Annotated in this window: 21 protein-coding genes, 1 tRNA gene and 1 pseudogene; 8 read left to right on the top strand and 15 right to left on the bottom strand. The window is 70.1% G+C overall.

Annotated elements, in window-relative coordinates; translation table 11 throughout:
• Window positions 1–5: 5 nt before the first annotated feature.
• The 6 genes from DQW85_RS08620 to DQW85_RS44325 all read left to right on the top strand — a co-directional run bounded on the left by DQW85_RS08620 (window position 6) and on the right by DQW85_RS44325 (window position 4,966).
• A complete protein-coding gene (locus DQW85_RS08620) occupies window positions 6–548 on the top strand; it encodes a TIGR03086 family metal-binding protein (RefSeq protein ID WP_162794843.1) in 543 nt (180 codons plus the stop codon).
• 174 nt (window positions 549–722) lie between these two features.
• Complete coding sequence (locus DQW85_RS08615; RefSeq protein ID WP_240197029.1) at window positions 723–2,276, top strand: vWA domain-containing protein; 1,554 nt, start codon at window positions 723–725, stop codon at window positions 2,274–2,276.
• A gap of 120 nt (window positions 2,277–2,396) precedes the next feature.
• Window positions 2,397–2,469, top strand: a tRNA-Ala gene (locus tag DQW85_RS08610).
• A 370-nt stretch (window positions 2,470–2,839) separates the two neighbouring features.
• The gene (locus DQW85_RS08605; protein ID WP_240197028.1) at window positions 2,840–3,373 is read left to right on the top strand and encodes an SRPBCC family protein; all 534 of its coding nucleotides are present in this window, start codon (window positions 2,840–2,842) and stop codon (window positions 3,371–3,373) included.
• Between the two features lie 469 nt (window positions 3,374–3,842).
• Entirely contained in the window at window positions 3,843–4,562 is a 720-nt protein-coding gene (locus tag DQW85_RS08600) for a hypothetical protein (protein WP_162794842.1), read from the top strand.
• 242 nt (window positions 4,563–4,804) lie between these two features.
• Complete coding sequence (locus DQW85_RS44325) at window positions 4,805–4,966, top strand: hypothetical protein (protein WP_162794841.1); 162 nt, start codon at window positions 4,805–4,807, stop codon at window positions 4,964–4,966.
• Window positions 4,967–5,031: 65 nt separating this feature from the next.
• Here the strand turns inward: DQW85_RS44325 and DQW85_RS08595 are convergent, their stop codons facing one another.
• The 7 genes from DQW85_RS08595 to DQW85_RS08565 all read right to left on the bottom strand — a co-directional run bounded on the left by DQW85_RS08595 (window position 5,032) and on the right by DQW85_RS08565 (window position 15,957).
• Window positions 5,032–7,092: a bifunctional aldolase/short-chain dehydrogenase gene (locus tag DQW85_RS08595; RefSeq protein ID WP_113699839.1), complete on the bottom strand. Its 2,061-nt coding sequence runs from the start codon at window positions 7,090–7,092 to the stop codon at window positions 5,032–5,034.
• Window positions 7,089–10,139, bottom strand: coding sequence for a family 78 glycoside hydrolase catalytic domain (locus DQW85_RS08590; protein WP_162794840.1), 3,051 nt, complete (start codon window positions 10,137–10,139; stop codon window positions 7,089–7,091). Before DQW85_RS08590 ends, DQW85_RS08595 begins: the two co-directional genes overlap by 4 nt.
• Window positions 10,136–11,281: an L-rhamnose isomerase gene (gene rhaI, locus DQW85_RS08585; RefSeq protein WP_113699837.1), complete on the bottom strand. Its 1,146-nt coding sequence runs from the start codon at window positions 11,279–11,281 to the stop codon at window positions 10,136–10,138. Before rhaI ends, DQW85_RS08590 begins: the two co-directional genes overlap by 4 nt.
• A 171-nt stretch (window positions 11,282–11,452) precedes the next feature.
• Window positions 11,453–12,502: a rhamnose ABC transporter substrate-binding protein gene (gene rhaS, locus DQW85_RS08580; RefSeq protein ID WP_113699836.1), complete on the bottom strand. Its 1,050-nt coding sequence runs from the start codon at window positions 12,500–12,502 to the stop codon at window positions 11,453–11,455.
• Window positions 12,499–13,443: an ABC transporter permease gene (locus DQW85_RS08575; RefSeq protein ID WP_113699835.1), complete on the bottom strand. Its 945-nt coding sequence runs from the start codon at window positions 13,441–13,443 to the stop codon at window positions 12,499–12,501. The genes rhaS and DQW85_RS08575 overlap by 4 nt, the downstream gene beginning before the upstream one ends.
• Window positions 13,433–14,467 carry an ABC transporter permease gene (locus DQW85_RS08570; RefSeq protein WP_113699834.1) on the bottom strand — a complete coding sequence of 345 codons (1,035 nt, stop codon included), beginning with the start codon at window positions 14,465–14,467 and terminating at the stop codon, window positions 13,433–13,435. The genes DQW85_RS08575 and DQW85_RS08570 overlap by 11 nt, the downstream gene beginning before the upstream one ends.
• On the bottom strand, window positions 14,464–15,957 hold the full coding sequence (locus tag DQW85_RS08565; protein ID WP_240197027.1) for a sugar ABC transporter ATP-binding protein: 1,494 nt from the start codon (window positions 15,955–15,957) through the stop codon (window positions 14,464–14,466). The genes DQW85_RS08570 and DQW85_RS08565 overlap by 4 nt, the downstream gene beginning before the upstream one ends.
• A 108-nt stretch (window positions 15,958–16,065) precedes the next feature.
• Between DQW85_RS08565 and DQW85_RS08560 the strand changes: the two genes are divergently transcribed.
• Both DQW85_RS08560 and DQW85_RS08555 read left to right on the top strand, forming a co-directional pair.
• A complete protein-coding gene (locus tag DQW85_RS08560) occupies window positions 16,066–17,061 on the top strand; it encodes a LacI family DNA-binding transcriptional regulator (RefSeq protein ID WP_113699832.1) in 996 nt (331 codons plus the stop codon).
• Window positions 17,058–18,413, top strand: coding sequence for a rhamnulokinase (locus tag DQW85_RS08555; protein ID WP_113699831.1), 1,356 nt, complete (start codon window positions 17,058–17,060; stop codon window positions 18,411–18,413). The genes DQW85_RS08560 and DQW85_RS08555 overlap by 4 nt, the downstream gene beginning before the upstream one ends.
• A 6-nt stretch (window positions 18,414–18,419) precedes the next feature.
• Here DQW85_RS08555 and argG read toward each other — a convergent pair whose 3' ends face one another.
• From argG to DQW85_RS08515, 8 genes and pseudogenes are all read right to left on the bottom strand, one after another.
• Window positions 18,420–19,868, bottom strand: coding sequence for an argininosuccinate synthase (gene argG / locus DQW85_RS08550; protein ID WP_113699830.1), 1,449 nt, complete (start codon window positions 19,866–19,868; stop codon window positions 18,420–18,422).
• A gap of 185 nt (window positions 19,869–20,053) precedes the next feature.
• Window positions 20,054–21,685 carry a GMC oxidoreductase gene (locus tag DQW85_RS08545; RefSeq protein WP_113699829.1) on the bottom strand — a complete coding sequence of 544 codons (1,632 nt, stop codon included), beginning with the start codon at window positions 21,683–21,685 and terminating at the stop codon, window positions 20,054–20,056.
• 112 nt (window positions 21,686–21,797) lie between these two features.
• The gene (locus DQW85_RS08540) at window positions 21,798–22,304 is read right to left on the bottom strand and encodes a carboxymuconolactone decarboxylase family protein (protein ID WP_113699828.1); all 507 of its coding nucleotides are present in this window, start codon (window positions 22,302–22,304) and stop codon (window positions 21,798–21,800) included.
• Window positions 22,301–23,380 (bottom strand): NAD(P)H-dependent amine dehydrogenase family protein, encoded by a 1,080-nt coding sequence (locus DQW85_RS08535; protein ID WP_113699827.1) that lies wholly within the window; start codon window positions 23,378–23,380, stop codon window positions 22,301–22,303. The genes DQW85_RS08540 and DQW85_RS08535 overlap by 4 nt, the downstream gene beginning before the upstream one ends.
• 101 nt (window positions 23,381–23,481) lie before the next feature.
• Window positions 23,482–24,954 carry an alpha/beta hydrolase gene (locus DQW85_RS08530; protein ID WP_113699826.1) on the bottom strand — a complete coding sequence of 491 codons (1,473 nt, stop codon included), beginning with the start codon at window positions 24,952–24,954 and terminating at the stop codon, window positions 23,482–23,484.
• A gap of 126 nt (window positions 24,955–25,080) precedes the next feature.
• Window positions 25,081–25,608, bottom strand: a complete 528-nt coding sequence (locus DQW85_RS08525) for a hypothetical protein (protein ID WP_113699825.1) — start codon at window positions 25,606–25,608, stop codon at window positions 25,081–25,083.
• Window positions 25,601–26,125, bottom strand: a complete 525-nt coding sequence (locus tag DQW85_RS08520; RefSeq protein ID WP_113699824.1) for a hypothetical protein — start codon at window positions 26,123–26,125, stop codon at window positions 25,601–25,603. The genes DQW85_RS08525 and DQW85_RS08520 overlap by 8 nt, the downstream gene beginning before the upstream one ends.
• Before the next feature lie 46 nt (window positions 26,126–26,171).
• Window positions 26,172–26,450 (bottom strand): annotated as a pseudogene (locus DQW85_RS08515) (hypothetical protein); the annotation flags it as partial.

Raw genomic sequence — 26,450 nt, 5'->3', positions numbered from 1 at the left:
TGGCCATGGACGAGATGATGCCGCAGATGGCCCGCGCCGCCCACCGCACCGCCGATCTCGTCGAGGGGGTGCGCGAGGAGCAGCTGTCGCTGCCCACGCCGTGCGCCGAGTTCGACGTGCGGGCGCTGATCGGGCACCTGGAGTGGGTGGCCTCGCTGTTCGAGTCGCTGGCCGGCGGCGGGCCGATGATCCCGCAAGCGGAGTACACGGGTGACTTCCGGCCGCGCGCCGAGCGCATGCTGGCGGCCTGGCAGCGGCCGGAGGCCTGGGAGGGCGTCAGCCCCGGCATGGGCCTGCCGATGACCACGCTCGCCGGGATGTGCCTGTGCGACATGATCGCGCACGGCTGGGACCTGGCGGTGGCGACCGGGCAACCGTACGAGGTGGGGGAGGACGAGGCGGCCAGGCTGCTGGAGTTCGGCGAGGGGATGGCGCCGACGGGCAGGAAGATGGGCGCGTTCGGCGAGGAGGTGGCGGTGTCCGGCGACGCGCCCGTCCTGCACCGCGCGCTCGGCGTCATCGGCCGCGATCCCGCCTGGAAGCCCTGACGCATCGCCGGCGTTGCGGTCCGGCCATAACCGGCGTATGCGGCGTCCACGTGCGCCGGAAGTGACCGGTTCACGACAGGCGATCACACGTCGGTCCCGGTTTGCAGTCGCTTGCGTCACCGGCCCGGCCACCTGATGACGGGGGTCCGTCATAGGGCGTGGAGGTGGTTCGCAGTGAAACTTCGTCCTTTTGTAGCCGCTGCCGGACTTATCGGACTGCTCACGCTTGCGGCTTGCGGCGGCGGCCCCGGGGGCTCCAACGGTGACTCCGCCCAGCGCGCGCCCGCCACCGGACACGCGGGGCAGCCCGTACCGACCGGATCCCCCCAGCAGCGCGGGCAGACCCAGACGGGCCCGGCCGACCCCGCCGAACGTCCGCGCGACGAACAGGGCCCGGTCGACCCCGCCGAACGTCCGCGTGACGAACAGGACCCGGCCAAGGCCCAGATCTCCACGTTCGCCCTCGACGTGGACACCGCCTCGTACACCTACGCCCGCCGCGCCCTGCGCGAAGGCCGCTGGCCCGAGCCGGCCCGGATCCGGCCGGAGGAGTTCGTCAACGCGTTTAAGCAGGACTACCCCGAGCCCAGCGGTGACGGGTTCACCGTGCACGTCGACGGCGCCAGGATGCCGTCTCGCGACGAGGCCGTCCTGCGCGTGGGCCTGCGGACGCGCGGCTCCGACGCGGCCTCCCGCCGCCCGGCGAACCTCACCTTCGTGATCGACGTGTCCGGCTCGATGGGCGAGCCCGACCGGCTCGACCTGGTCAAGCAGGCCCTGCGCACGCTGCTCGACCAGCTCGCGCCCGGCGACCAGGTGTCGATCGTGTCGTTCAGCGACGAGGCCGAGGTGCTGGCGTCGATGACGCCGCTCGCCGCCAGATCCGAGCTGCGCGGCGCGGTCGACAGGCTCGCCGTCCAGGGCGGCACCAACCTGGAGGCCGGCATGGTCGCCGGCTACCAGGAGGCGTACAAGGCGTTCCGCCCCGCCGCCACCAACCGCGTCATCCTCCTCTCCGACGGCCTGGCCAACCAGGGCAACACCGCCTGGCAGGCCATTCTGGACCGGGTCAAGACGTACGCGGGCAAGCAGATCACGCTGCTGACGGTCGGCGTCGGCAGGGAGTACGGCGACGAGCTGATGGAGCAGCTCGCCGACAACGGCGACGGCGCGGCCGTATACGTCAGCAGCAAGGAGGAGGCCGACAAGGTCTTCGCCACCCAGCTTCCGGCCACCATCGAGCTGCGGGCCCGCGACGCCAAGGCGCAGGTGGTGTTCAACCCGTCGGTCGTGGAGGGCTACCGGCTGATCGGCTACGAAAACAGGGCCCTGACGGCCGACGCGTTCCGCGATGACAGCCGCGACGGCGGCGAGATAGGCCCCGGCCACTCGGTCACGGCCCTCTACTCCGTACGGCTCAAGCCCGGCGCCACCGGCCAGCTCGCCCAGGCCACCGTGCGCTGGCAGGACCCCGACAGCAGAACCCCGGCCGAGGCCGGCGAGTCGATCGCCTCCGGCGACCTGGAGGGCTCGGTGTGGGACGCCTCCGTACGGCTCCAGGTGGACGTGGTCGCCGCCGCCTTCGCCGGCTACATGCGCGACAGGCAGGCGTTCGGCCTGGACCTGCCGGCGCTGGGCGAGCAGGCCCGACGGCTGGCGGGGACGGCCGAGGACCCGATGGTCACCGAACTCGCGGACCTCATCTCCATGGCCGACTCGGTGCGCTGACCCCGCACCAGGGGCGTGCCAGACGACGAGCCGGGCCAGGTGCACCAGGGCCCGGCTTCCCCGCTCTGAGCGTGCCTGGGGGGCCGGGGAGTCGGATACACTGGTGCACGCAGCGAGCAAGGGGCTATGGCGCAGTTGGTAGCGCGCCTCCATGGCATGGAGGAGGTCTGGGGTTCGAGTCCCCATAGCTCCACAAACACGGTCTTCCACCTCGGCGCGCTCCGCGCGTTCAGGGGTCCAGACGTTCTCCCAGTCGAGCTCCCAGTCGAGCTGAAGCTCGACCCCTGAAGGCCCTCGCTCCGCGAGGACTCTCTTCCTTGAGGCCCCGCCCGTTGCCCGGTTGGGTGGTCGGCCGGTTGGACCCCGCCCTGGTCTGCGGTGCTCCGCTTCGCTCCGCCGTCTCTCCGGTCGGGGCGCGGCCCCGACCCCTGGCGGTCCTCGCTCCGCTCGGGCTGTCTTGTCTGAGCGCGCCTTCGGCGCGCGGCTCGCGCGTGTAGCGAGGGCCCGCGTGGCAAGAGACACGACATGCGGCGGGGACGCCAGAACATGAAGCTCATTCAGACATGACCATGATCCGCCGGTCCGAGGTGTTCGGAGGGCGGGGTGCCTGCGGGCCGGCCCCGGATGCGCTCTGGCTAGGTTGGTTGATCACGATTCCCCATCCTGAGAGGAGCCCCGGCCCCATGGCCTCCATCCGCCACGAAGTCGTGATCGACGCGTCCCCCGAGTACACCTGGGACGTGCTGCGTGACGTCGGCGCCGTACACGAACGGCTGCTGCCCGGCCGCATCGCCGGTACCCGGATCGAGGGCGACCAGCGGTTCCTGACCTTTCCTGACGGACACGTGATCCGTGAGCTGATCGTCGCGATCGACGACGACGCCCGCCGCCTGGCCTACTCCGTCGTCGAGGGAGCGCGGCCGTCGGTCGAGCACCACCACGCCTCATTCGAAGTGAGGCCTGAAGGTGACCGGATGAGCCGGCTGATCTGGATCACTGACATCCTGCCGCACGCGCTCGCTGCCGAGATCCGGGTCCGCATCGAACGCGGCGCTGCGGAGATGAAGCAGGCGATCCAGGCAGCAGTGCGGGGCTGAACCGCCGGCCGCGACTGACGCGCTTCCCGCCTGCGGGTGCGGCTCAGCCTGCCTTCCACGGGCGGTCACTGCTGATCCGGCCGGTCGCCTGAGTTGGCCCGGCTCGGCTGCCGCGCTCATCGATTGAAAAGGCCTCAAGGCAATGGCGCGGATTCCGCGATGAGTGGCTTGACGAGACTGGTATCGGCCTTCCTCTAACCGTGCGAAAGGACTTCCAATTCAAATAGGGTCGCCGCTCCGCGTCGGCGGAATACCACGACGACGTCACACTGTCCGCTCTGACGCCTCGACCTATATGTCGGCCCCCACTTGCGGAAACATTCCGTCCGTAGCGCTGCCGGCGATCCCGCCGGGCCAACCCCAGGAGAGCCGGGTGAGCTGTTTCGGGCTATGACGGTTATCACGATGTGAAATGTGTCACGACGCATGAATTTGACCATGGAACAGAAGTTTGTCTAGCGTTCTCGTCGTGCGAATTTTGCCCGCTTTACCCAAAGTGACAATTGAAAGGGATTCAGTGAGCCTTCGCGTGAACGTCCTCCGAGCCGCCGTTGCCGTCGCCCTGGCCGGAGGGGCTCTGGCAGCCGCCGCGTCGCCGGCCGCCGCGAACCGCGGCTTCGACTACTTCACCACCTTGTCGTCGGGCACCTGTGAAGTGACGACCGGTGAGTGGATCGTCGACTGGGCTGTGTCGAACCACTCCACACGCGAGGCGACGCTCACCGACGTCGAGTTCTCGCCCACCCCGGCCGCCTTGCCGCGGACTGTCGCCGGCGGGGCCACCGTGCACGCCGTCCAGCGGATTCCCGGCACCGGAACCATGGGCAGCCTGACCTATACGGCGACGTGGTCCGGAGGCGGCAGCTCCCTGAACAATTGGTATTTCAAGCCGCGCACCCAATGCCTCAAGACCACCACCGCCGAAGCGGCGCAGAGCTGGGCCGTCAACGATGAGGCCGGCGCCTACCGAGGTTCGATCACCGGTGAGCCCGGCCTCGCCAACGTGTGCGACCCGCTCGCGGACGGCGTGCAGGTCTCGGTCGAGGCGCAGCTGAGTGATGGCAGCACCGTCAAGCGGATCGCCCCGCTCGGAGGCTGCACCCCGTTCAAGCCTTTCAACGGTGCCACTGTCACCGCTGTCCGCGGCTTCGCCGGCACCTACGCCAACTCCTGGCACCCGGTCAGCTGACCCAACGCGCGTCGGGCGGCACCTTGTCGCAGTCAGCGCGGTAGCCGTGCCTCGCCGAGGGGGAGGGTCGACGCACTGCTGATCACGGTCGCCGGACTGGTCATCTACTCGCTGCTCTGCCCGTTTGCCGGGATGGTGGGTGACCGAATCGGCCGCCGCAAGACGATGACCTTGGGAGGCTCAGCGGCGCCGCCATCGGCTTCAACATCGCCCAGGCCGTCACCGGCGGCCCCGGGCCGCTGGTGGCGGCCGCACTGGCCGCGGCCACCGGCATCGCGATCGCCCCGTCCTTCTACCTGGTTGCCGTCACGCTCATCGCCTCGGCCGTGCTCCTGCGGTGGCTGCCCGAAACCCTTGGGACGGACCTCGCCGAGGCGGGACAACCTAAGAAGTCGGTCGTCTGACCGTCCACGCATGAAGGGAGCCACCCGGCGGCGCCGGATGGCTCCTTTGTCGCACGCTCGCGAGGTCAGCGCAGGAACGCGGCGGCCACCCCTGAGTCGACCGGAATGTGCGTGCCCGTGGTGCGGGTCAGGCGGGTGAGCTCGAAGACCGCGTCGGCGACGTCATCCGGGAGCACCTCCAGCTTCAACAGGGTCCGCTGGGCATAGAAATCGCCGAGCCTGTCCTCCGGCACGCCGTAGACCGCCGCGCGGTTGGCGCCCCACCCGGAGGCGAAGATGCCGGACCCGCGTACCACGCCGTCGGGATTGATGCCGTTCACCCTGACGCCGTGCTCTCCGAGCTCGGCGGCGAGAAGCCGGACCTGGTGGGCCTGGTCGGCCTTGGCCGCGCCGTAGGCGAGGTTGTCCGGCCCCGCGAAGACGGAGTTCTTGGAGGAGATGTAGATGATGTCGCCACCCATACCTTGGGATATCAGGATGCGGGCGGTCTCTCGGGAGATCAGGAAAGAGCCGCGCGCCATGACGTCGTGCTGGAGGTCCCAGTCAGCCACCGACGTTTCCAGGAGCGAACGGGACAGCGAGAGGCCCGCGTTGTTCACCACCAGGTCCACGCCGCCGAAGGCCAGCACTGCCTGCCGTACCGCCGCCTCTACCTCCTCCTCGGAGGTCACGTCGACCCGCACGGCCACCGCCGCGTCCCTCGGCTTCAGCGCCCTGACGGAGAGCTCCGCGGCGACCTTCTCCGCGGCGCCCACGTCGCGGTCGGCGATCACCACGCAGGCGCCCTCGGCGGCAAGGCGTCTCGCGGTGGCCGCGCCGATGCCCGAGCCGCCGCCAGTCACAAGCGCGACCCTGGCGGCCAGCGGTGCCGGTTCGGGCATCCTGCGCAGCTTGGCCTCCTCCAGTTCCCAGTACTCGATGCGGAACCTCTCGGCCTCCGAGATCGGCTGGTAGCGGGAGACGGCCTCGGCGCCCCACATCACGTTGATCGCGTTGACGTAGAACTCCCCGGCCACCCGGGCGGTCTGCTTATCCCTGCCGAAACTGAACATGCCGACACCGGGCACCAGCACGATCGCGGGGTCGGCTCCCCGCATCGGCGGGGAGTCCGGCCGGGCGTGCCTCTGGTAGTAGGCCGCGTAGTCCGCCCGGTATGCGGCGTGCAGGTCGCGTAGCCGCACCAGGACCTCGTCCAGTGGCGCGTCCGGCGCGGTGTCGAGCACCAGAGGGGTGATCTTGGTGCGCAGGAAGTGGTCGGGACAGGACGTGCCGAGTGCCGCCAGACGGGGATGCTCGGCCCGGGAGAGGAAGTCGAGCACCTCTGAGGTGCCGGTGTAGTGGCCGACCTGGCGGGTATCCGTGGAGCACAGGCCGCGGATCACCGGGAACAGCTCGGCCGCCCGGTTGTGTCGGGAGATTTCCGGCAACTCCTGGTGAATCACCGGGCCGAACGGGTCTTCTCGTCCATGAGCGGAGATGTACTGCTCCGCCGTACGGATGATCTCCAGGGAGTTGGCCTTACACTCGGCGCTGGTGGAGCCCCAAGCCGTGATGCCGTGACCGCCGAGGACGCACCCGATCGCCTCCGGATTGGCCGCTCGCAGAGCGGCGATGTCGAGGCCGAGCTGGAAGCCGGGGCGTCGCCAGGGCACCCAGACGACCCGGTCGCCGAAGATCCGTTCGGTCAGGGCGGGGCCGTCGGCGGCGGTGGCGATCGCGATGCCGGAGTCCGGATGGAGATGGTCGACGTGGGGGGCGCCGACCAGTCCGTGCATGGCGGTGTCGATCGACGGTGCCGCGCCGCCCTTGCCGTGGAGGCAGTAGTCGAACGCGGCGATCATCTCGTCCTCACGCTCCACACCGGGATAGACGCCCGCCAGCGCGCGCAGGCGGTCCAGGCGGAGGACGGCCAGGCCGGATGCGGTGAGCGTGCCCAGGTCGCCTCCAGAGCCCTTCACCCAGAGCAGTTCGACATCGCCGCCGGTGACCGGATCGCGGCCGGTGCCCTCGGCGGAGACGTTGCCGCCCGCGTAGTTGGTGTTGCGTGGGTCGGCACCGAGCGCGTGCGCCCGGTTGAGCAGTTCTGCGACGTCAGACACACGACCCGCGGAGTCGTGCTCGGTCATGGGGTCTCTCCTTCGAAGGTGTAGGTCCCGGAGCTGATCTCGTGCCGAACGCCGGAAGGCAGCTCGACGGACGCGCGCGCGCCGACCGGCACCGTGACGTCGAGAGTGAACCGGCCGTCGGCGCGCTTCCAGCTCACGGACACCGTGCCGTCCACCGTCCGGGTCGAGGCCTTGACGTGTTTGAGATCACCAAGGAACTTGGGCGCGATCCTGATTCGCTCGTGCGTGACGTCCAGACCGGCCAGGTCCTCGAAGAACCACTCTCCGATGGCGCCGCCGAGGAACACGTGGTCGCGCGAGCGGGCGTCGGTGTCCCAGCGCTCCCAGAGGGTGGTCGCTCCGTTGTCCACCCAGTAGCCCCAGCTCGGATAGGTCCGCTGGTTGGCCACCTTGTAGGCCAGCTCGCCGTGACCCCGCTCGGTCAGTTCGGTGAGCAGATACTTGGTGCCGAGGGCGCCGGTGTTGAGGTGATCGCCACGCTCCCTGATGTCCCTGACGAGCCGGTCGGTGATCGCCTTCTCGCGGTCGACCGGGGCGAGACCATGCGCCAGGGCGATCAGCGCCGACGTCTGCCGGTAGTCGGGGTCGCTCGCGGTGACGTACGCGTCGTCCCGCAGGAACTCCTTGTTGAACGCGTCCTTCATTCTCGCCGCGGCCTCCCGGTATCGGGCCGCGTCGGCGCGCTCCCCGAGAACCTCCGCCGCGTCCGCGACGATCAGCGAGTTGGAGTAGGTGTAGGCGGTCCCGGCGAGCCTCATGTCCTCAGGGCTGTTGCCGCCGTACCCGGGCGCCAGGTAGTCATTGAGCGTGCTCGGGTACAGGCCCGTGGTCGAGCGCTTGAGCCAGCCGTCCAGGTACTTCCGCATGGCCGGATAGTTCTCCGCCAGCAGGTCGCGATCGCCGTACCTGACATACATCAGCCAGGGGATCACGGTGAACGAGGCGTGCCACGGCGGCGCGTGCCAGCCGGGCTCGAGACCCCAGCCGTTGTCCGGCACGATCGCGGGGACGAGTCCATCGGCGCCCTGGCTGTCCCGATGATCGGTCATCCACTTGGAGAACAGGCGGCGCAGGTCGTACTCCGACGCCTCCATCTCCGCCATGAGCTGTGCGTCGCCGGTCCAGCCGTTCTTCTCGTACATGGGGGTGTCGGTGGGGATGCCGTGCCAGTTGTTGACGACGGTCTGCCGCGTCATGGCGCGTATCTGGTTGAAGAGCGGGTTGGAGCTGCGGAACGTGCCCACCGACTTCAGGTCGGAGTGGACCTCGCGACCCTCCAGCGCCTCGGGACGCGCGCCGGTCACCTCGACGTACTGGAAGCCCTTGTAGCTGTACCGCGCCTCCCAGGTGGCCTCGCGCCCGCTGCTGACGTACTCGTCGGTCTGGAAACGGCCGGTGACATGGTCGCTCTCGGCCCGCACGGTGCCGTCGGAGTTGAGCCGCTCGCCGTACTTGAGCCTGACCCTCGTGCCCTCGGGGGCGTTCACGCGGACGCGCGCCCATCCCGCGATGTTGCGCGGGAGCTTGTAGACGTAAGTCGCCGTTCTGGGCTCGGTGACCTGCACCGGCGAGAGGGTGTCGACGACCCTGATGGGCTCCTGCTCCTGCGGCACGAGCTTGCCCTTGGGAGCCTGCACGACCTTGGCCGCAACCCATGCCGAGGCGTCGAACGATGAGGTGTCCCAGCCGGGCTGCTCCTCGCGCGCGTCGTAGGTCTCGCCGCCGTAGAGCGAGTCGAACCGGACCGGGCCCTGCGCGTAGCGCCACTCGGCGTCGGTGGCGATCGACCCGGCGCTGCCGTCGGTGTAGGTGAGCACGAGCTCGGCCTTCAGCCGCGGTTCACCGTTCCAGTCCGTGCTGTGCCAGTTCCAGACGTTTTGCTGGGTCATGCCGTAGAAGCCGCGGCCGAGCCGGGCGCCGATCACGTTGCCGCCCTTGCGCACCAGCTTCGTGACGTCGTAGGTCACGTACTGCAACCGCTGGTCGTAGCGGGTGAAGCCGGGCTGAAGAACCTGGTCCCCGACACGACTCCCGTTGATGCTCAGCTCGACGTAGCCGCCCGCCGCCGCGTGCAGTCTGGCCCGGGCGACGGTCTTGCCGGCCTGGAACGTACGGCGGAGCAGTGGCTCCGGGAGGGTTTCCCGCTCAGGCACGACCTTGCCCCAGGGGCCGCCGCCCCAGGTGGCGAGCTCCTTGGCCGTCGCCCAGGAGGAGTCGTCGAAGGTCGCCGACGTCCACTCGGCGGGCGGTTCGGCGTCGGCGGTGCGCCAGGAGCCGTCCGTGTCGGCGACGCCCTCCAGCCTGCCCAGCACGCCGGCCGGGCTCGGGCCGCCGTTGATCGCCTTGACCGCGATGGTGTTCCTGCCCTGCCGCAGCTTGTCCGCCACGTTCACCACGATCGGCCGACGCCAGTTCTCCAACCGGGGATCGGCGTCCCTGGCGCCGACCTCGACGCCGTTGACCCAGGCGGTGAAGCCGTCGTCAACGGTCAGGATGAGCCTGGCGGTCGGCGGTAAGGCAGTCAGATCCACGGATTTCCTGAAGTATCGGGTGCCTGCGGGGGCGCTCCTGAGAGGGTCGCCCTCCGGGTACCAGATCCACTTGGTGCCGGTCAGGTCGGGCGGCGAGTCCGGCGTGCCGGGGGCGCCGATCCAGGCGCCCTGCACCGACGCGGGGGCGGTCTCGAATCGCGCCTTCCTGCTCCATTGCGACCAGGTCCCGTTCATGTCCGCGGCCTTGACCCGCCAGGCATAGCGGGTGGCCGGACGCAGGGACGGCCCGGTGTAGCGGATGCCGTGGTGCCGCTCGCTATCGACGGCGCCCGAGTTCCAGATGAGGCGACCGCCCTGGGTGATCTCGATCTCGTAGGCGGTCTGCTTCTGGCCTCTCCGTTCGGCGCGCAGCAGCCAGCCCAGCCGTGGGTTCGCCGCGGCGACCGCGATGGGGGTCGCGGCGTACTCGGTCTCGAGGTCGGTGACCCGAAGGTCGGTCTGGTTCGGCACGATCATGTTGGTCAGGAACAGCGCGGCTGCCAGGACAAGCTTCATGGTCCCCATCCCGCTTGGGCGCCACCCACTCGGTCGGCGCAGATTTTTGCGAAATATCCGGACTTGGCGTAGGCCGCCATCGGATCAGGGTCCACGCCCATCTCCGTGCGCACCGAGGCGAGCAAGGGCCGGACATCGGTGGCGTACGCGTCCATGAGGACGGCGTTCGCCTCGAGAACGTCGCCCTCGCCCTGGGCGGCGGCAAGGGCGACCCGGTCGACCAGCAGGGCCTTCGCGGTGGCCTCCTGGACGTTCATCACCGAACGGATCTGGCCCGCGATCTTCGGTTCGACGTTGTGGCACTGGTCCAGCATGAAAGCCACCTCGTCGGTGTAGCCTCCGCCCCTGACCACCTCGAACATGATCCTGAAGAGCTGGAACGGATCGGCGGACCCCGCCATGAGGTCGTCGTCGGCGTAGAAGCGCGAGTTGAAGTCGAACCCGCCGAGCTTCCCCTCACGCAGCAGGAACGCGACGATGAACTCGATGTTCGTACCCGGCGCGTGGTGGCCCGTGTCGACGACGACCTGGGCCTTGGGGCCGAGCTTGACGCAGTGGGCGTAGGCGGTGCCCCAGTCGGGGACGTCGGTCACGTAGAAGGCCGGCTCGAACAGCTTGTACTCGAGCAGGAGGCGCTGCCCGTCGCCCAGCCGCTCGTGGACGATGCCCAGCGCCTCGGCCAGGCGATCCTGGCGGGCACGGATGTCGTCCTGCCCGGGATAGTTGGTGCCGTCGGCGAACCAGAGCTTCAGCGTGTCCGACCCCGTGGCGTCCATGATGTCCGCGCACTCCAGCAGATGGTGCACGGCCTTCCGTCGCACCACCGGGTCAGGATTCGTGACGCTGCCCAGCTTGTAGTCGTCGTCCTGGAACACGTTGGCGTTGATGGCGCCGATGCCCAGTCCCAGCTCGCGTGCGTGGCTGGCCAGGTGCCCGTAGTCAGGGACCCGATCCCATGGGATGTGCAGCGCCACGGTCGGCGCGATGCCCGTGAAGCGATGCACCTGGGCGGCGTCGGCCACCTTCTCGTACGGATCCCGCGGAACCCCCGGCTGGGCGAACACCTTGAACCGCGTCCCCGAGTTTCCGTAGGCCCAGGAAGGCGTCTCGATGCGCTGCTTCCTGAGATCGTCTCTGATCATTTATAGATCCCCGTTTTCCGGACCACGGAGACCGGCCGGCGGCACGACGTCGCGGCGGCCGGCCCCGTGGGCCTGTATGACGTGATGGGAGCCCAGCTCTGTTCCGCTGGTCGCGCCGGCCGTACGAGGCCCGGGGGTGAGGTACGGCCCTCGCGCCCGCCTCAGCGGGAGCTAGAAGTTGAAATCGTCGATGTTGTCCTTGGTGAACACCGTGGGCTTGCCGAGCAGCACCTCGCCCTTGGCGCCGACCGTGTACTCGCCAAGCTTGCCCGCCTTGAACTTCTCGCCCTCGGCGCCGGTGATCTGGCCGGAGGCCAGTGCCGCCGCCGCGTAGGCGGCCAGATAGCCGAGGTCGCCGGGGTTCCACAGCTCGAAGCCGTCGATCGTGCCGTCCTTGACGAACTTGCGGAGCTGGTTCGGCGTGCCGAGGCCGGTCAGCTTCACCCTGCCCTTGTACGGCGAGTTGGACAGGTAGCGCGCGGCGGCGGCGATGCCGACCGTGGTGGGCGAGATGATGCCCTTGAGGTCGGGGTAGGAGCGCAGCAGGCCCTGGGTCTCGGTGAAGGACTTCTGGTCGTCGTCGTTGCCGTAGGCGACCTTGACAAGCTCCATGTCCGGATATTTCTTGAGTTCGTCCTTAATGAAGTCGATCCAGGTGTTCTGGTTGGTGGCGTTGGGCGTGGCCGACAAGATGGCGATCTTGCCCTTCCCGCCGATCTGCTCCGCGATGAGCTGCGCCTCGGTCCTGCCCAGGTCCTCCGCGCTTGCCTGGTTGACGAACAGGTGGCGGCCGTCCTGACCGGAGTCGGAGTCGTAGGAGACCACCTTGATCCCGGCGCTCATGGCCTGCTTGAGCGCGGGCACCACCGCGTTCGGGTCGTTGGCCGAGATGACGATGGCGTCCTGCCTCTGCTGCATGAGCGTGTTGATGTAGGAAACCTGTGAGGAGGCGTTGGCGTCCGAAGGCCCGACCTCCTTGACCTCGGCGCCGAACTCCTTGCCCGCGTTGGCGCCACCGCCGTCGGCGATGGTGAAGTAGGGGTTGTTGACCTGCTTGGGCAGGAACGCGATCTTCAGGCCCTGCTTGAGCGGGGCGTTCGGATTCGCGGTGGCGGCGGGGGCTGACGACTGCTGCGGGGCGGCGTCGCCCTTGGTCGTGCCGCCGCAGGATGAAACGAGGAGAGCGGTGCCGACCAGAGCAGCCACGGCTCGCGTTTTCATGGGACCTCCTGTTGTGATGTGGAGCGCCGTCGCCAGAGCGCCCCGAGGTTCGGCACCAGCACGGATGCGACGAGTAGCAGGCCCGTCACGAAGTTGAGGACCTCGTTGGCGACGTCCGCCAGGATCAGCGCGTTGCGCACGACCCCAAGCAGCAGCACCGCCATGAGGACTCCCGGCAGGCTGCCGCGCCCGCCGAAGATGGAGACTCCGCCGAGCAGGACGGCGGCCACCACGGCCAGTTCCAGCCCGACGCCGTTGTCGGCACGGGCACTGGCGTAGCGGAAGGTGAGGATCAGGGAGGCCAGCGCGGCCATGGCGCCGCTGGCCACGAAGAGCCAGAACTTGATCCGCTTGACTCGGATCCCGGCGAAGAACGCGGCCTCCTGGTTGGCGCCGATCGCGAAGACCGCTCTGCCGACGCCGGTCGCGTGCAGGAGCACCGCCGCACCCACCCCCAGCGCGGCCACAAGTACGAGCGGGATGAGGGGCTGGGTCGCGGGCGTGGTGTAGGCGGCAGGTAAGTCGGCCACCGCCTGGTCACCCAGGATCACGTAGGCCAGCCCTCGGTAGAGCGCGAACGTGCCGATCGTGACGGCCAGCGACGGCAGCCCGAGGCGGGTGACGAGCAGCCCGTTCACCGCCCCGCACAGCGTCCCGACCATCAAGCAGATGGGCATGATCGCCTCGATGCTCAGCCCCGCGTTCCACAGCCAGCCCAGCACCGCGCAGGACAGGCCGAGCGTGGACGCCACCGATAGATCGATCTCCGCCGCCACGACGACGAAGGTCATGGACAGCGCCATGAGCGCGATCTCAGTCGTGTCGAGCAGTAGGAAGGAGACGTTCGAGGTATTGGCGAAACCGTCGACGCCGAGCGCCGCCCACACGCAGACGGCCACCAGCAGGACAAGAATCAGGCTCTCCCACCGTCTAGCGAGCATCGCGGTACCTCCTGCGGCGGAGCGTGCCGGCCACCCGCAACGCGAGGAGCCGGTCAAGCACGATGGCGGCGATCAGGAGCGCGCCGTTGATGGCGGTCTGGGCCAGGGCGTCCACCCTCAGAACGGCAAGCGCGCTGGTGATGCCGGTCAGCAGCAGGGCGCCGAGGGCTGCGCCGAAGACCGTGCCGCTGCCTCCGAAGATCGCCACGCCCCCGACCACCACGGCCGCGATGACGTCCAGTTCCCTGCCGGTCGCGACGGTGGCGTCGACGGTGCCGAATCTGGCGGCCCACATCACGCCGGCCAGACCGGCCAGAGCGCCGTTGGCCACGAAAGCGGCCATGACGCGGCGGCGCACCCGGATTCCGGCGAGGAGCGCCGCGTCCGGGTTGGAGCCGATGGCGTACAGCTCCCGGCCCGACCGCAGGTTGCGCAGCATCCAGCCGACCGCGAGCAGCACGGTCAACGTCACCAGAGCGAGCAGCGGCACGCCGAGAACCGATCGGGAACCCAGCGCCAGAAAGGACTCCGGCATGTCGGCCGCGTTCACCTGGCGGCCCCCCGCCCAGGCGTAGTCGATGCCGCGGAAGGCGTACAGGGTGCCCAGGGTGGCGACCAGGGCCGGAACCTTGGCCATGCCCACGAGCAGCCCGTTGATCGCTCCGCACGCCGCGCCGAGCGTCACGCAGCCCGCGATCACCACCGGGATCGGCACCGCCGGGTGGTCGGCCAGGACCAGTGCCCCGCCGAAGCCTGTCAACCCCACGATGGAGCTGATCGACAGATCGACGTTGCGGGTCACGATCACCAGCGTCTGCCCCACGGCGAGCATGGCCACGATCGCGGAGTTCAGGAGGATGTCGCGGATGCTGCCGACGGACAGGAAGCTCGGGTTGACGGCTCCGGTGACACCGAACAGCGCGGCGAGCGCCAGCACGATGCCGAGCTCACGGACCCGCGTCAGCCGGTCGATGAGCCCCCTGCCGCCGGCGCCCGGCCGCGTCGCCTCCGTCAGCGCTGTCATGCCGCGGTCCTTCCTGTGGCGGCCGACATCACGCTCTCCTCGGTCGCCTCGTCTCGCGGCAGCTCGGCCACCAGGCGGCCCTCGTGCATGACCAGCACCCGGTCGGCCATGCCCAGCACCTCGGGCAGTTCGGAGGAGACCATGAGGACGGCCACGCCGCTCACCGCCAGCTCTGACAGCAGGCGGTGCACCTCGGCCTTGGTGCCGACGTCGATGCCACGGGTGGGCTCATCGACGATCAGCACCGACGGCTTCCTGGCCAGCCACTTGGCCAGCACCACCTTCTGCTGGTTCCCGCCCGACAGCACCCCCACTGGGTCGGACAGCCGGGCGAACTTCAGGCGCAGCCGTACCGCCCAGTCCCGCGCGCGGGCGTGTTCGGCGGCCCGCGAGATCAGCGGCCCGCGGCGCACGTCGGCCAGCCCGGTGAGCGCGACGTTGCGCTCGATGGACAGGTCCATGACCAGACCCTGCTGACGGCGGTCCTCCGGCACCAGGGCCAGGCCCGCGGCCATGGCGGCCGTCGGGCTCGCCGGGCGCAGGCGCCTTCCGCCGACCTCGACCCATCCGGCGTCCTGCCGGTCGATGCCGAAGACGGTGCGCACCACCTCCGTGCGCCCGGCTCCGACCAGGCCGGCCAGTGCGACGATCTCGCCGCGCCTCACCTGGAAGGAGACATCGGTGAAGACACCCTCGCGAGTCAGCCGGTGGACCTCCAGCGCGATCTCGCCGGGCGCGCTGTCCTGCTTGGGATACAGGGCGTCCAGGTCCCTGCCCACCATCCGCCGGACCAGGTCGTCGGGCGTGATGTCGGCGATGAGATGCTCGGCGACCAGCGTCCCGTCCCTGAGCGTGGTGACCCGCTGGCAGAGCTCGAAGATCTCGTCCAGGCGGTGCGAGATGAACAGGACCGCGCAACCCTGTTCGCGCAGGGCGTTGACCACGCCGAACAGCCGCGCCACCTCGTTGCCCGACAGAGCCGCAGTCGGCTCGTCCATGATGAGGACCCTGGCGTCGCGCGACAGGGCCTTGGCGATCTCCACCAGTTGTTGGTCGGCGATCGACAGCCCGCGGGCGGCCTGCTCGGGGTCCAGATGGACTCCGAGCCGGGCGAACAGCCGCCTGGCCTGCTCGCTCATCGCCGTCCGGTCGATGCGCCCGAACCGCGTGCGAGGCTGGCGGCCCATGAAGATGTTCTCGACGATCGACAGGTCGGGGAACAGGGTCGGCTCCTGGTAGATGACCGCGACGCCGGCCTGCTGCGCGTCGGCGGGCCGGCCGAAGTCGACAGGCGCTCCATCCAGAAGGATTCGACCGTTGTCGGGCCGGTGCACCCCCGAGAGGATCTTCACCAGGGTCGACTTACCCGCCCCGTTCTCGCCGGCGAGGGCATGGGCCTCGCCGGCCACCAGTCGCAGCGACACCTCGCGCAGGGCTCGGACGGCGCCGAAGGACTTGCTGGCTTCAGCCAGGGCCAGAACCGCGTCCACATCGCCTCTAATCAAATCGTTTTTACTGTAGGAGGACGGTACGGCTGGCTATGGCGCGTCGTCAACGGTGCAGTTGCGGAAACTTCGTTGTTACGTTTTAATCAAGCCATGACCGTGGTGAGCATCAAGGAGGTCGCGCGGCACGCGGGCGTCTCGCCGGGCACGGTGTCCAACGTGCTCAACAGGCCGGAGAAGGTGGCCGCCGCTACCAGGGGCCGGGTGCACGCGTCGATCAGGGAGCTGGGCTTCGTCAGGCACGGCTCCGCCTCCAGCCTGCGGGCCGGGCACAGCAGGACCATCGGCCTGTCCGTCATCGACATCGGCAACCCGTTCTTCACCGATGTGGCCGCCGGAGTGGAGGAGGTGGCCAGCGATCGCGGCTACGCGGTGATCCTCAGCAACTCCGCGGGCGACCAGACCAAGGAGGACCGCAACCTGCTCACGCTGGCCGAGCAGCGAGTCCGCGGCCTGCTCATCACCCCGGCGGCCGAGACGACCCGGCTGGACAGCCTGCGGCAACGCGGCATCTGCGTGGTCCTGGTCGATCATCCGGCCGACCGGTCCGACCTGTGCTCGGTCGCGGTCAACGACGTCGCCGGAGGCGCTCTGGCCGTCTCACACCTGCTGTCCGGCGGCGGTGACCGGGTCGCCTTCGTCTCGGGACCGCTCACCATCCGGCAATGCCTCGACCGCAAGCTCGGCGCCCAGCAGGCCCTGCTCAGGGCGGGTCGTGATCCGGGACTGGTGGAGGTGGTGACGCCGACCATGACCGCCCGGGCGGGCCAGCAGGCGGCGGAGCGGCTCCTTGCCGACGGCCTGCCCGACGCCGTTTTCTGCGCCAACGACCTGCTGGCCCTGGGCATGCTCCGCACCCTGCTCCAGGCGGGTGTCCGGATGCCCGACGACGTGTCGCTGATCGGCTACGACGACATCGACTTCGCGTCCGCCTCCCCGGTGTCCCTGTCCTCGATCAGACAGCCCACGCAGCAGCTCGGTCGTACGGCAGCCGAGTTGCTGCTCGACGAGTGCGACAACCCCGGCACGCACACCCACCAGCAGATCATGTTCCAGCCCGAGCTGACCGTCAGGGAGTCCACCCGGTGACCGTCTTCGCGGCGGTCGACCTGGGCGCGTCCAGCGGTCGAGTGATCGTCTCCGACGAGAGCCTGCGCCTCTCGGAGGTGCATCGCTTCCCGAACAGGCCAGTGCGGGTCTCGGGCACCCTCTACTGGAACGTACTGGGCCTCTACCGGGAGGTCCTGCACGGCTTGCGCCGCGCTGGCAGGGTCCGCTCCGTCGGGATCGACTCATGGGCCGTCGACTACGGGCTGCTCGACTCCGCCGGGGAGCTGCTCGGCAATCCCGTGCACTACCGCGACGGACGCACTCGTGCGGCGACGCCGTCGGACCGGCTCTATGCGGTGTCGGGCATCCAGTTCCTGCCGTTCAACACCGTCTACCAGCTGCTGGCCGACCAGCTCGACCGGGCTGAGACCATGCTGCTCATCCCGGACCTGATCGCCTACTGGCTCACCGGCGAGATCGGCGCCGAGGTCACCAACGCCTCCACCACCGGGCTGCTGGATGTGCACGACCGGACGTGGGCGGGTGGCGTGATCGATGAGCTGGGCCTGCCCTCCCGGATCTTCCCCGCGCTGCGCCGGCCGGGAGACCCGATCGGGGCCGTGCTGATCGGCGACTCGCCGGCGACCCTCACCACCGTAGCCTCCCACGACACCGCCTCGGCCGTGGTCGCCGTCCCCGCCGCGTCCGAGAGGTTCGCCTATATCTCGTGTGGCACCTGGTCGCTGGTCGGCGTCGAGCTGACCTCGCCCGTGCTGACGTCGCCGTCCTTCACCAACGAGGCGGGGATCGATGGGACCATCCGGTACCTGCGCAACGTCATGGGCCTGTGGCTGCTGCAGGAGTGCCTGCGCGCATGGGGCGAGCCCGAGCTGGAGCCGTTGCTGGCCGCTGCCGCCGCCTCACGTCCCTTCGCCGCCGTGGTGGACGCCGGGGCCTCCGCGTTCCTGCCGCCGGGCGACATGCCAGCCAGGATCGCCGCCGAATGCCGTCGCACCGGCCAGGACCCGCCGGCCGACCTGCCGGCGTTCGTCCGCTGTGTCATGGAGAGCCTGGCCCTGGGGCATCGTGCCGCCGTGCGCCAGGCCATCGAGCTGACGGGGCGCCAGGTGGAGGTGATCCACCTGGTGGGCGGTGGCTCCAGGAACGCACTGCTGTGCCAGCTCACCGCGGATGCCTGCGGTCTGCCGGTCATCGCCGGGCCAGCGGAGGCCACCGCCGTCGGCAACATCCTCGTCCAGGCCCGTACGGCCGGTGTGGTCGCCACCCTGGCCGAGATGCGCGCCCTGGTGGCCGCCACTCAGCGGCTCACCCGCTACGAGCCCGGTGGTGACGGAGCCGGTTGGACCGAGGCGGCCGCGCTGCTCCAGTAGGAGCGGTCAGTCGGTGCCGGACTCGATGGCGGCGTGATCGAGCAGCTCGTCGTCGACGGGGGCCTCGCCGCCGGAGGCGATGGCCTCGGCTCCGCCCTCGGGCATCGCGCCGATCAGCTCGGTCGGGGCCGCCTGGGTGGTGCCCACCAACGTCGCGTGTGAACTGCCGACCATGCCGAGTGCGGCGTACTGCTCCAGCTTGGCGCGGGTGTCGGCGATGTCGAGGTTGCGCATGGTGAGCTGGCCGATGCGGTCGATCGGGCCGAAGGCGGCGTCCTCGGTGCGCTCCATGGAGAGCTTGTCCGGGTGGTAGCTGAACGCCGGTCCGGCGGTGTGGAGGATGGAGTAGTCCTCGCCGCGGCGCAGTCGCAGGGTGACCTCGCCGGTGACCGCGGAGCCGACCCAGCGCTGCAGCGACTCGCGCAGCATCAGGGACTGCGGGTCGAGCCAGCGGCCCTCGTAGAGCAGCCGGCCGAGGCGGCGTCCGTCGTTGTGGTAGCCGGCGATGGTGTCCTCGTTGTGGATGGCGTTGACGAGCCGCTCGTAGGCCGCGTGCAGCAACGCCATGCCCGGGGCCTCGTAGATGCCGCGGCTCTTGGCCTCGATGACCCGGTTCTCGATCTGGTCGGACATGCCCATGCCGTGCCTGCCGCCGATGGCGTTGGCCTCCAGCACCAGGTCGACGGCCGAGGCGAACTCCTTGCCGTTGATCGTCTTCGGCCGTCCCTGTTCGAAGCCGATCGTGACGTCCTCGGCGGCTATCTCGACGGCGGGGTCCCAGAACCGCACGCCCATGATGGGCTCGACGATCTCGATGCCCGCGTCGAGGTGCTCCAGCGCCTTGGCCTCGTGGGTCGCGCCCCAGATGTTCGCGTCGGTGGAGTAGGCCTTCTCCGTGCTGTCCCGATAGGGCAGGCCGCGGGCGAGCAGCCACTCGGACATCTCCTTGCGTCCGCCGAGCTCCCTGACGAAGTCGGCGTCCAGCCACGGCTTGTAGATCCGCAGGGAGGGGTTGGCGAGCAGGCCGTAACGGTAGAACCGCTCGATGTCGTTGCCCTTGAAGGTGGAGCCGTCGCCCCAGATCTGCACGCCGTCGTCGAGCATCGCGCGCACCAGCATGGTGCCCGTGACGGCCCGCCCGAGCGGCGTGGTGTTGAAGTAGGCCCGGCCACCGGAGCGGATGTGGAACGCCCCGCACGACAGGGCCGCGAGACCCTCCTCCACGAGCGCCGCCCGGCAGTCGACCAGCCGGGCGACCTCAGCGCCGTAGGCCGTGGCGCGCCCGGGGACCGAGGCGATGTCGGGCTCGTCGTACTGGCCGATGTCGGCGGTGTAGGTGCACGGCACCGCGCCCTTCTCGCGCATCCACGCGACCGCCACCGAGGTGTCTAGGCCGCCGGAGAAGGCGATTCCGACGCGTTCGCCGACGGGCAGAGAGGAGAGTACCTTGGACACGGGTAGAAGTATATACACACTTATGCATGGCCATGCAACACTCTTGTGGCTCAGGTGCCTGCGGTGTTCGTGGACCGGCTCCGGTCCCGGGGCCGGCGCCTGAGGGGTGCGCCCTTTGGGGCGGTGTGCGCCGATTGTCGCCCGGGACCGGGCCGGAGTGTTCGCGCGGATTGCCCGCGGGCTCGTTATAGGTCGGTGGCTATGATCTTTTCGATGTTCCGTTCGGCGAGCGCCGTGATGGTGACGAACGGGTTGACGCTGGTGTTGCCGGGGATCAGCGAGCCGTCGATGACGTACAGGCCCGGGTAGGCGGTGAGGCGGCCGTAGTTGTCGGTGGCTCTGTCGAGCACCGCGCCGCCGAGCGGGTGGTAGGTGAGCTGATCGCCCCAGATCTTGTAGACGCCGAAGAGGTCGGTACGGTAGATCGTCCCCTCCTTGGCGTTGATCTTGTCGAAGATGGTCCTGGCCATGTCGATGGACGGCTGCTTCCAGGAGGTCTGCCAGTTCAGGTCCACCCTGCCCGTGGCCGCGTTCCAGGAGAACTGGGCGCGGTGCGGGTTCCTGGTGATCGACAGGTAGAACGAGGCGTAGGTCTCGATCCCGGTGGGCAGGGGCGCGATCTCGGCGAACGCGCCTCCGGCGGCCCAGTTGTCGATGCCGCAGCAGGGGATGGACGACTGGAGCTTGCCTGTCGGGTCCCACAGGTGGTTGGCGCGGCCGCACATGACGTTGCCGTTGTCGCCCCAGCCCTTGCCCACCTCGTCGTTCAGGCCGGGCAGCGCGCCGGTGGCCTTGAGCCTGACCAGGAGCTTGCTGGTGCCGACGCTGCCGGCCGCGAAGAAGACCCGGTCCGCGGTGACGGTCTTGGTGGCCGTGGTCTCGCCGTTGGTGTTGAGCTGCTCGATGACGACTGTGTAGCGGCCACCGGCCGCCGGGGCGACCGAGGTGACCTTGTGCAGCGGCGAGACGGTGACCTTGCCGGTGGCCCGGGCGCGGGCGAGATAGGTCTGCTGCAGCGACTTCTTGCCGTGGTTGTTGCCGTAGAGGATCTCGCCGGCCAGCGCCGACTTGGGGACGGTGCCGGCCGCCTCCTGCTCCATGTAGTCCCAGTCGTACACGTCGGGCACGAAGACGAACGGGAACCCGGAACGCTGGGCGTGCTTGCGGCCCACCCGGGCGTACTGGTAGCAGGCGGTGGAGTCGAACCAGGCCGGGTCGACGGTGCCGACCCCGAGCTCGGCGTTGGCGCGCGGGTAGTAGACGCCGTACATCTCGTCGGCGTTCACGGACGGGAGGACGGCGCCGAAGTTCTCGCGCCTGGGGGTGACGGCCATGCCGCCGTTGACCAGGGAGCCGCCGCCGACGCCGCGGCCCTGGTAGACAGTGATGCCGCCGAAGTCCTCGGCGTCCAGGATCCCGGTGTAGCGGGGGATGTCCCTGTCGATCGGGAAGCCGAGGAAGTAGTTGAGCGGCGCCTTGGTCCTGGTGCGCAGCCAGTAGGACCGGCGGTCGGGGGAGAGGGTGTTGCAGAAGATCTTGCCGTCGGGGCCGGGGGTGTCCCAGGCCATGCCCATCTCGATCATGTGTACGTCCACGCCCGCCTGGGCCAGGCGCAGCGCGGCGACGGAGCCGCCGTACCCGGTGCCGATCACCAGGGCCGGGACGTGGGCCCCGTCGGTTATCGGAACGGCTGCTCGGAGGGTGTGCGCACGGGCGGCCGGGGAGAGGCCCGTGAGGGCCGCCGCTCCCAGGATGGAGCCGGTTCCGGTGATGAATCCGCGGCGCGAGACATGGGGGGATCGCGGGCTGTCGCTCATGGTGCGTTCCTCACTGTTCGAGGAAGGAGTACGGGTTCTACAGCTGCTCGCGCCCTATGTGAGAAGTAATGTGCGTCCGACCGCTCTGCCTGGGGGTTTCGTCAGGTCATGCTCAGTCCTCTCGCTCGCGTGCGGGTGAGGAACCGCCGGGCAGCACGCACACGGTGTCGAGGCCCAGCACGTGGTTGAGCCGGCCGAACGCCAGCCAGGAGCCGATGCTCATGCTCAGCTCCACGATCTCCAGTTGGGTGTAGCGCGCCGTCATCCGCGTCCAGAACTCGTCGTCGAGGCCGTGATGGTCCAGGGCGTAGCGCTCGGCGTACTCGGCGGCCAGCCGGGTGCGCTCGTCGAAGGCGTCCGTGGTGCGCCAGTGCGTCACCGCGTCGGCGAACTCCTCCTCGACCTTCTCCCCGTCGCGTTCGGTCCGCCAGTCGAGGCAGAACGCGCACCCGTTGATCTGCGCGATCCGCAGCCGCGCCGCCTCGAACTCGCGGAGCCCGAGGGTCGAGTGGGCGTACACCGACAGCGAGAAGTTCGAGGCGGCTACACCGATGCCGGGGACCATCTCGCCCCACACGAACGCGATGGGCTCCTTGCCCTCGGGGATGTCGATCCTCACGGCCGTCTCCTTCCGAGCCTGCCGGCCGCCGGGCGCAGCGGGACGTCGAGCGCGTCGTACAGTCCGGGCTCGGCGGCCACGAGCCAGTCGATGGCGTTCACCAGGCGGCCCACCGCGGTGGCGTTCCCGCCCGCGGCGCGGTTGCCGCCCTCGTCGGTGGCCTCCACCGTGACCTCGATGCGCGGGCGGCCCTCGATGATCACGCGATGGGCGCCGTCGCCGTCGGGCGGCGTCGGCCAGTCGGGCGCGCAGGACGCGTGGATGCGGGTGACGTGCTCGATGACGATGCGGGGTTCGCCCTCGACGATGCCCTGGACCTCGAACCGCACCGCGCCCTGGGTGCCCGCCTCGAACTCGCCCATCGCCTTGGTGCTCACCGTGACGTCGAGCGGTCGCCGGTCCACGATCTCGCGCAGCTCGTCGAGCTCGACGCCGAGGGCCCTGGCCATCAGGCGTACCTGCCCGCCCCACACCATGGCCGGGACGGTCGGCGCGAGCATGGGCGGCTCGTAGTCCATCGGCCGGCCCATGCCGACCAGATGGCGGACCGAGTCCTCCTGGTCATAGGTGGAGTAGTCGAAGATCTCCTGGCAGCGGATCACGTCCACGGTGGCGCCGAGGCCGCTGATCAGCAGGGGCAGAACGTCGTTGCCCCAGCCGGGGTCGACGCCGGAGACGAACAGCGAGCCGCCGCCGTCCGCGATGGCGGCCAGCACCGGGTCGCGCAGTTCGGGCGGGGCGTTGCGCTGGTCGTAGAGCGCGTACAGGGAGGGGGTGACGACCACGGCCCCGGCCCGGATCGCCCTGATGATGTCGGCGAGGGCCTCGTCGGGGCGGATGTCGCCGGACGCCGCGTACACCACGGCCCGTGGCCGGGCCGCCAGCACGGCGTCGACGTCGCGGGTCGCCAGGACCCCCAGGTCGTGGCTGAGCCCGCCGAGATCGCCGGCGTCGCGGCCCTCCTTGGCGGGGTCGTGGACGAGCACCGCGGTGAGTTCCAGTGCCGGATGGGTTGCGACGGCGCGGATGGCGGCGCGGCCGATGTTGCCGGTGCCCCAGACGATCGTGGACGTCATGGGCGGAGCGTAGCAAGCGCTTGGTTAGGTGTATAGTGCCGCCGCCAACTCGGTCGACTCTCCTAACTCCGGCCCTCCCCTGGCGGTGAGACGGCGGGCTTTCAGGACTTCGGGCAGACGGTGCCGTCGCGCGGCGGGACGCGGGTGATCAGGTAGCGGTCGACCGCGCCGTTCACGCACGAGGAGGGCCCGCCGTACGCGGTGTGGCCGTCGCCGTCGTAGGTGAGCAGCACGCCCTTCGACAGCTGCGCGGCCAGGGACCTCGCCCACGCGTACGGCGTGGCGGGGTCGCGCACCGTGCCGATGACCAGGATGGGCCCCGAGCCCTCGGCGCGCAGCGCCCTGGGCACGGCTCGGCTCCGGACCGGCCAGTAGTCGCACGGGTTCGTCGGGCCGCCCTTGCCCGCCTTGGCGGCCTGGAGGGAGCTCCTTCTCGGCGACGGGCGGTCGAGGCAGTTGACGGCCAGCCGTGCCTCGGTGTCGTTGGTGTAGGTGGCGTCCGCCCGCCGGTTGTTGTACTGGTCGGAGAGCCACAGGAAAGCCGCCCCGTCGCCCTTGAACGCCGCCGCGAACGCCTTGCGCAGGACCGGCCAGGCCTGCTCGCTGTAGAGGGCCGCGTAGATGCCGGTCGTCACGATGGCCTCGTTGACCTGCCTGCCGTCGGTGTCGTTGCGCAGCGGCGCCCGGTCGGCCCGGCGCAGCAGGGCGTTCACCCGCTTGATGGACGGCCCGACACGGCGCGTGGTGAACGGGCAGTCGTCGGCCTTGAAGCAGTCCCTGAGGAACGACGTGAACGCCACGCCGAAGCCGTCGCCCTGCCCGGACGACACCTCCGTGGCCGACATCGTCGGGTCGAGCGCGCCATCGAGCACCATCGCGCGCACCCTGCCGGGGAACAGGTCGGCGTAGACGGCGCCGAGGTAGGTGCCGTACGAGAAGCCGAGGTAGGTCAGGCGCCGCTCGCCCAGCGCGGCGCGCAGCACGTCCATGTCGCGGGCGGCGTTCGGCGTGCCCACGTGCGGCAGGATCCTGCCGGAGTTGGCCTGGCAGCCCCGCGCGAACGCGCGCTGCGCCAGGTCGAGGTTCCGGCGCTCCGCGGGCGTGTCGGGGGTCGCGTCCACCGAGTGGTACGCGTCGAACTGCGCGCTCGTGAGGCAGCGCACCGGCGTCGAGGCGCCCACGCCCCGGGGGTCGAAGCCGACGATGTCGAAGCGCGAGCGCAGGCGGGGCGAGAAGGCGAGCCTGGCGCTCGTCCTGGCGAACTGCACGCCCGACGCGCCCGGCCCGCCCGGATTGATCACCAGGGAGCCGAGCCGCCCGCCGCCGCCCGCGGGCAGCCGGATGACCGCGATGTCGATCTTGGCGCCGGCGGGCCTAGCGTAGTCGAGCGGCACCTTGAGCCTGGCGCACTGGAACCCGCCACCGCAGGCGGACCAGGTGAGCCGCTGGCCGTAGTAGGCGTTCAGGCCGGGCCCTGTGGCCGCGGCACGGGCGGCGGCGGGCGCCGCGGTGACGATCCCTGCCGACAGCAGGCCGATGATCACGGGGGTGGTGATCGCTGAAAGGCGTCGCATGGTGGTGTCCTCGTCTGGCGGCCCGAGGTGGATGGCGCCGAGCTGGCAACCCCGATGGTCGGCCGAGGTGGTTGCGAACGTCTTTAGGGCCGCTGGCGAGGCGCATGCAGAGCGCCGGACGAGGTACTACCGGGACTGGAGGCGGTCCAGGTTCTGCTGGTAGAAGGCGAGGTCGCTCTCCAGCCTCTCCCGGGTGAAGCGTTCGGGCTCCTGCTCGCGGGCGGCCGTGCCGAGAGCGGTCCAGAACGCGCCGGGCGGCAGCTCGGCGGCGCCCTCGGGCAGGAACTTGGCCGCCTCCGCCGCCGCGTCCCTGGCCAGCCGCCAGCCGAGGGCGGCGTCGGGGGAGGAGAGCAGGTCGTCCTCCAGTGCCATGCGGGCGTAGGCGGCCCCGGTGAGCACCCACTGGCCGGCGTCGATGAGGGTGGAGGTGCCCGGGCCGAAGTGGAGGTCGTCGCGCCTGGCCGCGTGTTCCGTGGCGTACGGGATCCGGAGCTCGATGTGGTGGCCGTCGCGGTCGAACACCAGCGTCCACGCGTCCTCGCCCTCCGTCAGCGTGGTCCACGGGCGGTGGTCGGGGTTGCGGCCCGGCTCACCGCCCGCGACGGCGAGGCTGATGTGGAGGTACGCCTCAGTGATCGTTCTGGCTTCAGGCATGGCCGGCGGCGAGATCCCGGTAGGCGTCGCGGACGATGAGCAGGCGGTCCAGCGCGAACCTGCCCGGTTCGGCGTCGCGCACGCCGCGGCCCTGTGGAGACCAGAACGCGTGGTCGGGGACCCGGTCATGGCCGGCGGGGATGAACTTGACGACCTCCTCGACCGCGGCCGTGGCGATGGTCAGCGCCTGCCGGGCCGCCGCCGGGTCGCCGGTGGGCACGTCGCCGGCCGTCAGGTCGGCCACCCGGAGCCATTCGCCGGCGTCCAGCAGCTGGGAGGGCTCGCTGCCGCCGAACGTGGGGAACTCGCCGGTCATCGTCTCCCGCTCGGGCAGTCCGAAGAGGAACTCCCGCTCCGTGCCGCAGTCGGCGCAGGCGCCCGTGTAGCGGGAGGCGAGCTCGCCGCCGACGTCGGCCAGGGCCGTGTCCCAGGTGGTCTCGACCGAGCCGCATGCGCACGGGTGCAGGTCGAGGTACAGGTGCGCCTCGTCCCGCGTCCGCGCCACCGCGAATGGCATCGTCGCCTCCCTCTCTCGTGCGGTCCCGCTGACAATCATGCCGAAATCACGCGCTGGGCGGCCCCGGCGGCTCGGGCGGCTCGGGCCGGGGCGGCGGTGTGGGTTGCCCGGGGGGCGTGCGGAATTCCTCCGGGGGATACCAGCCGGTGCCGTTGGCCATCTTCCGCATGCGTTCCCAGAACTCGCGCCGGGACTCGCCCTCGATGCTGCGGTCCAGCAGTTCGGTGAGTTCGGCGGCGAGCGGGCCCGGCAGGCGGGCGTGGCCGGCGTCCCGGGCGGGGGAGCGCCCGCCCAGGCCGTGGGCCTCGGCCACGTCGGCGAGCAG

This window comes from Nonomuraea lactucae, from assembly GCF_003313395.1.
Taxonomy (GTDB): domain Bacteria; phylum Actinomycetota; class Actinomycetes; order Streptosporangiales; family Streptosporangiaceae; genus Nonomuraea; species Nonomuraea lactucae.
Note: the sequence above shows the minus strand (reverse complement) of the source record. Positions and strands in the feature narration are given on the sequence as shown.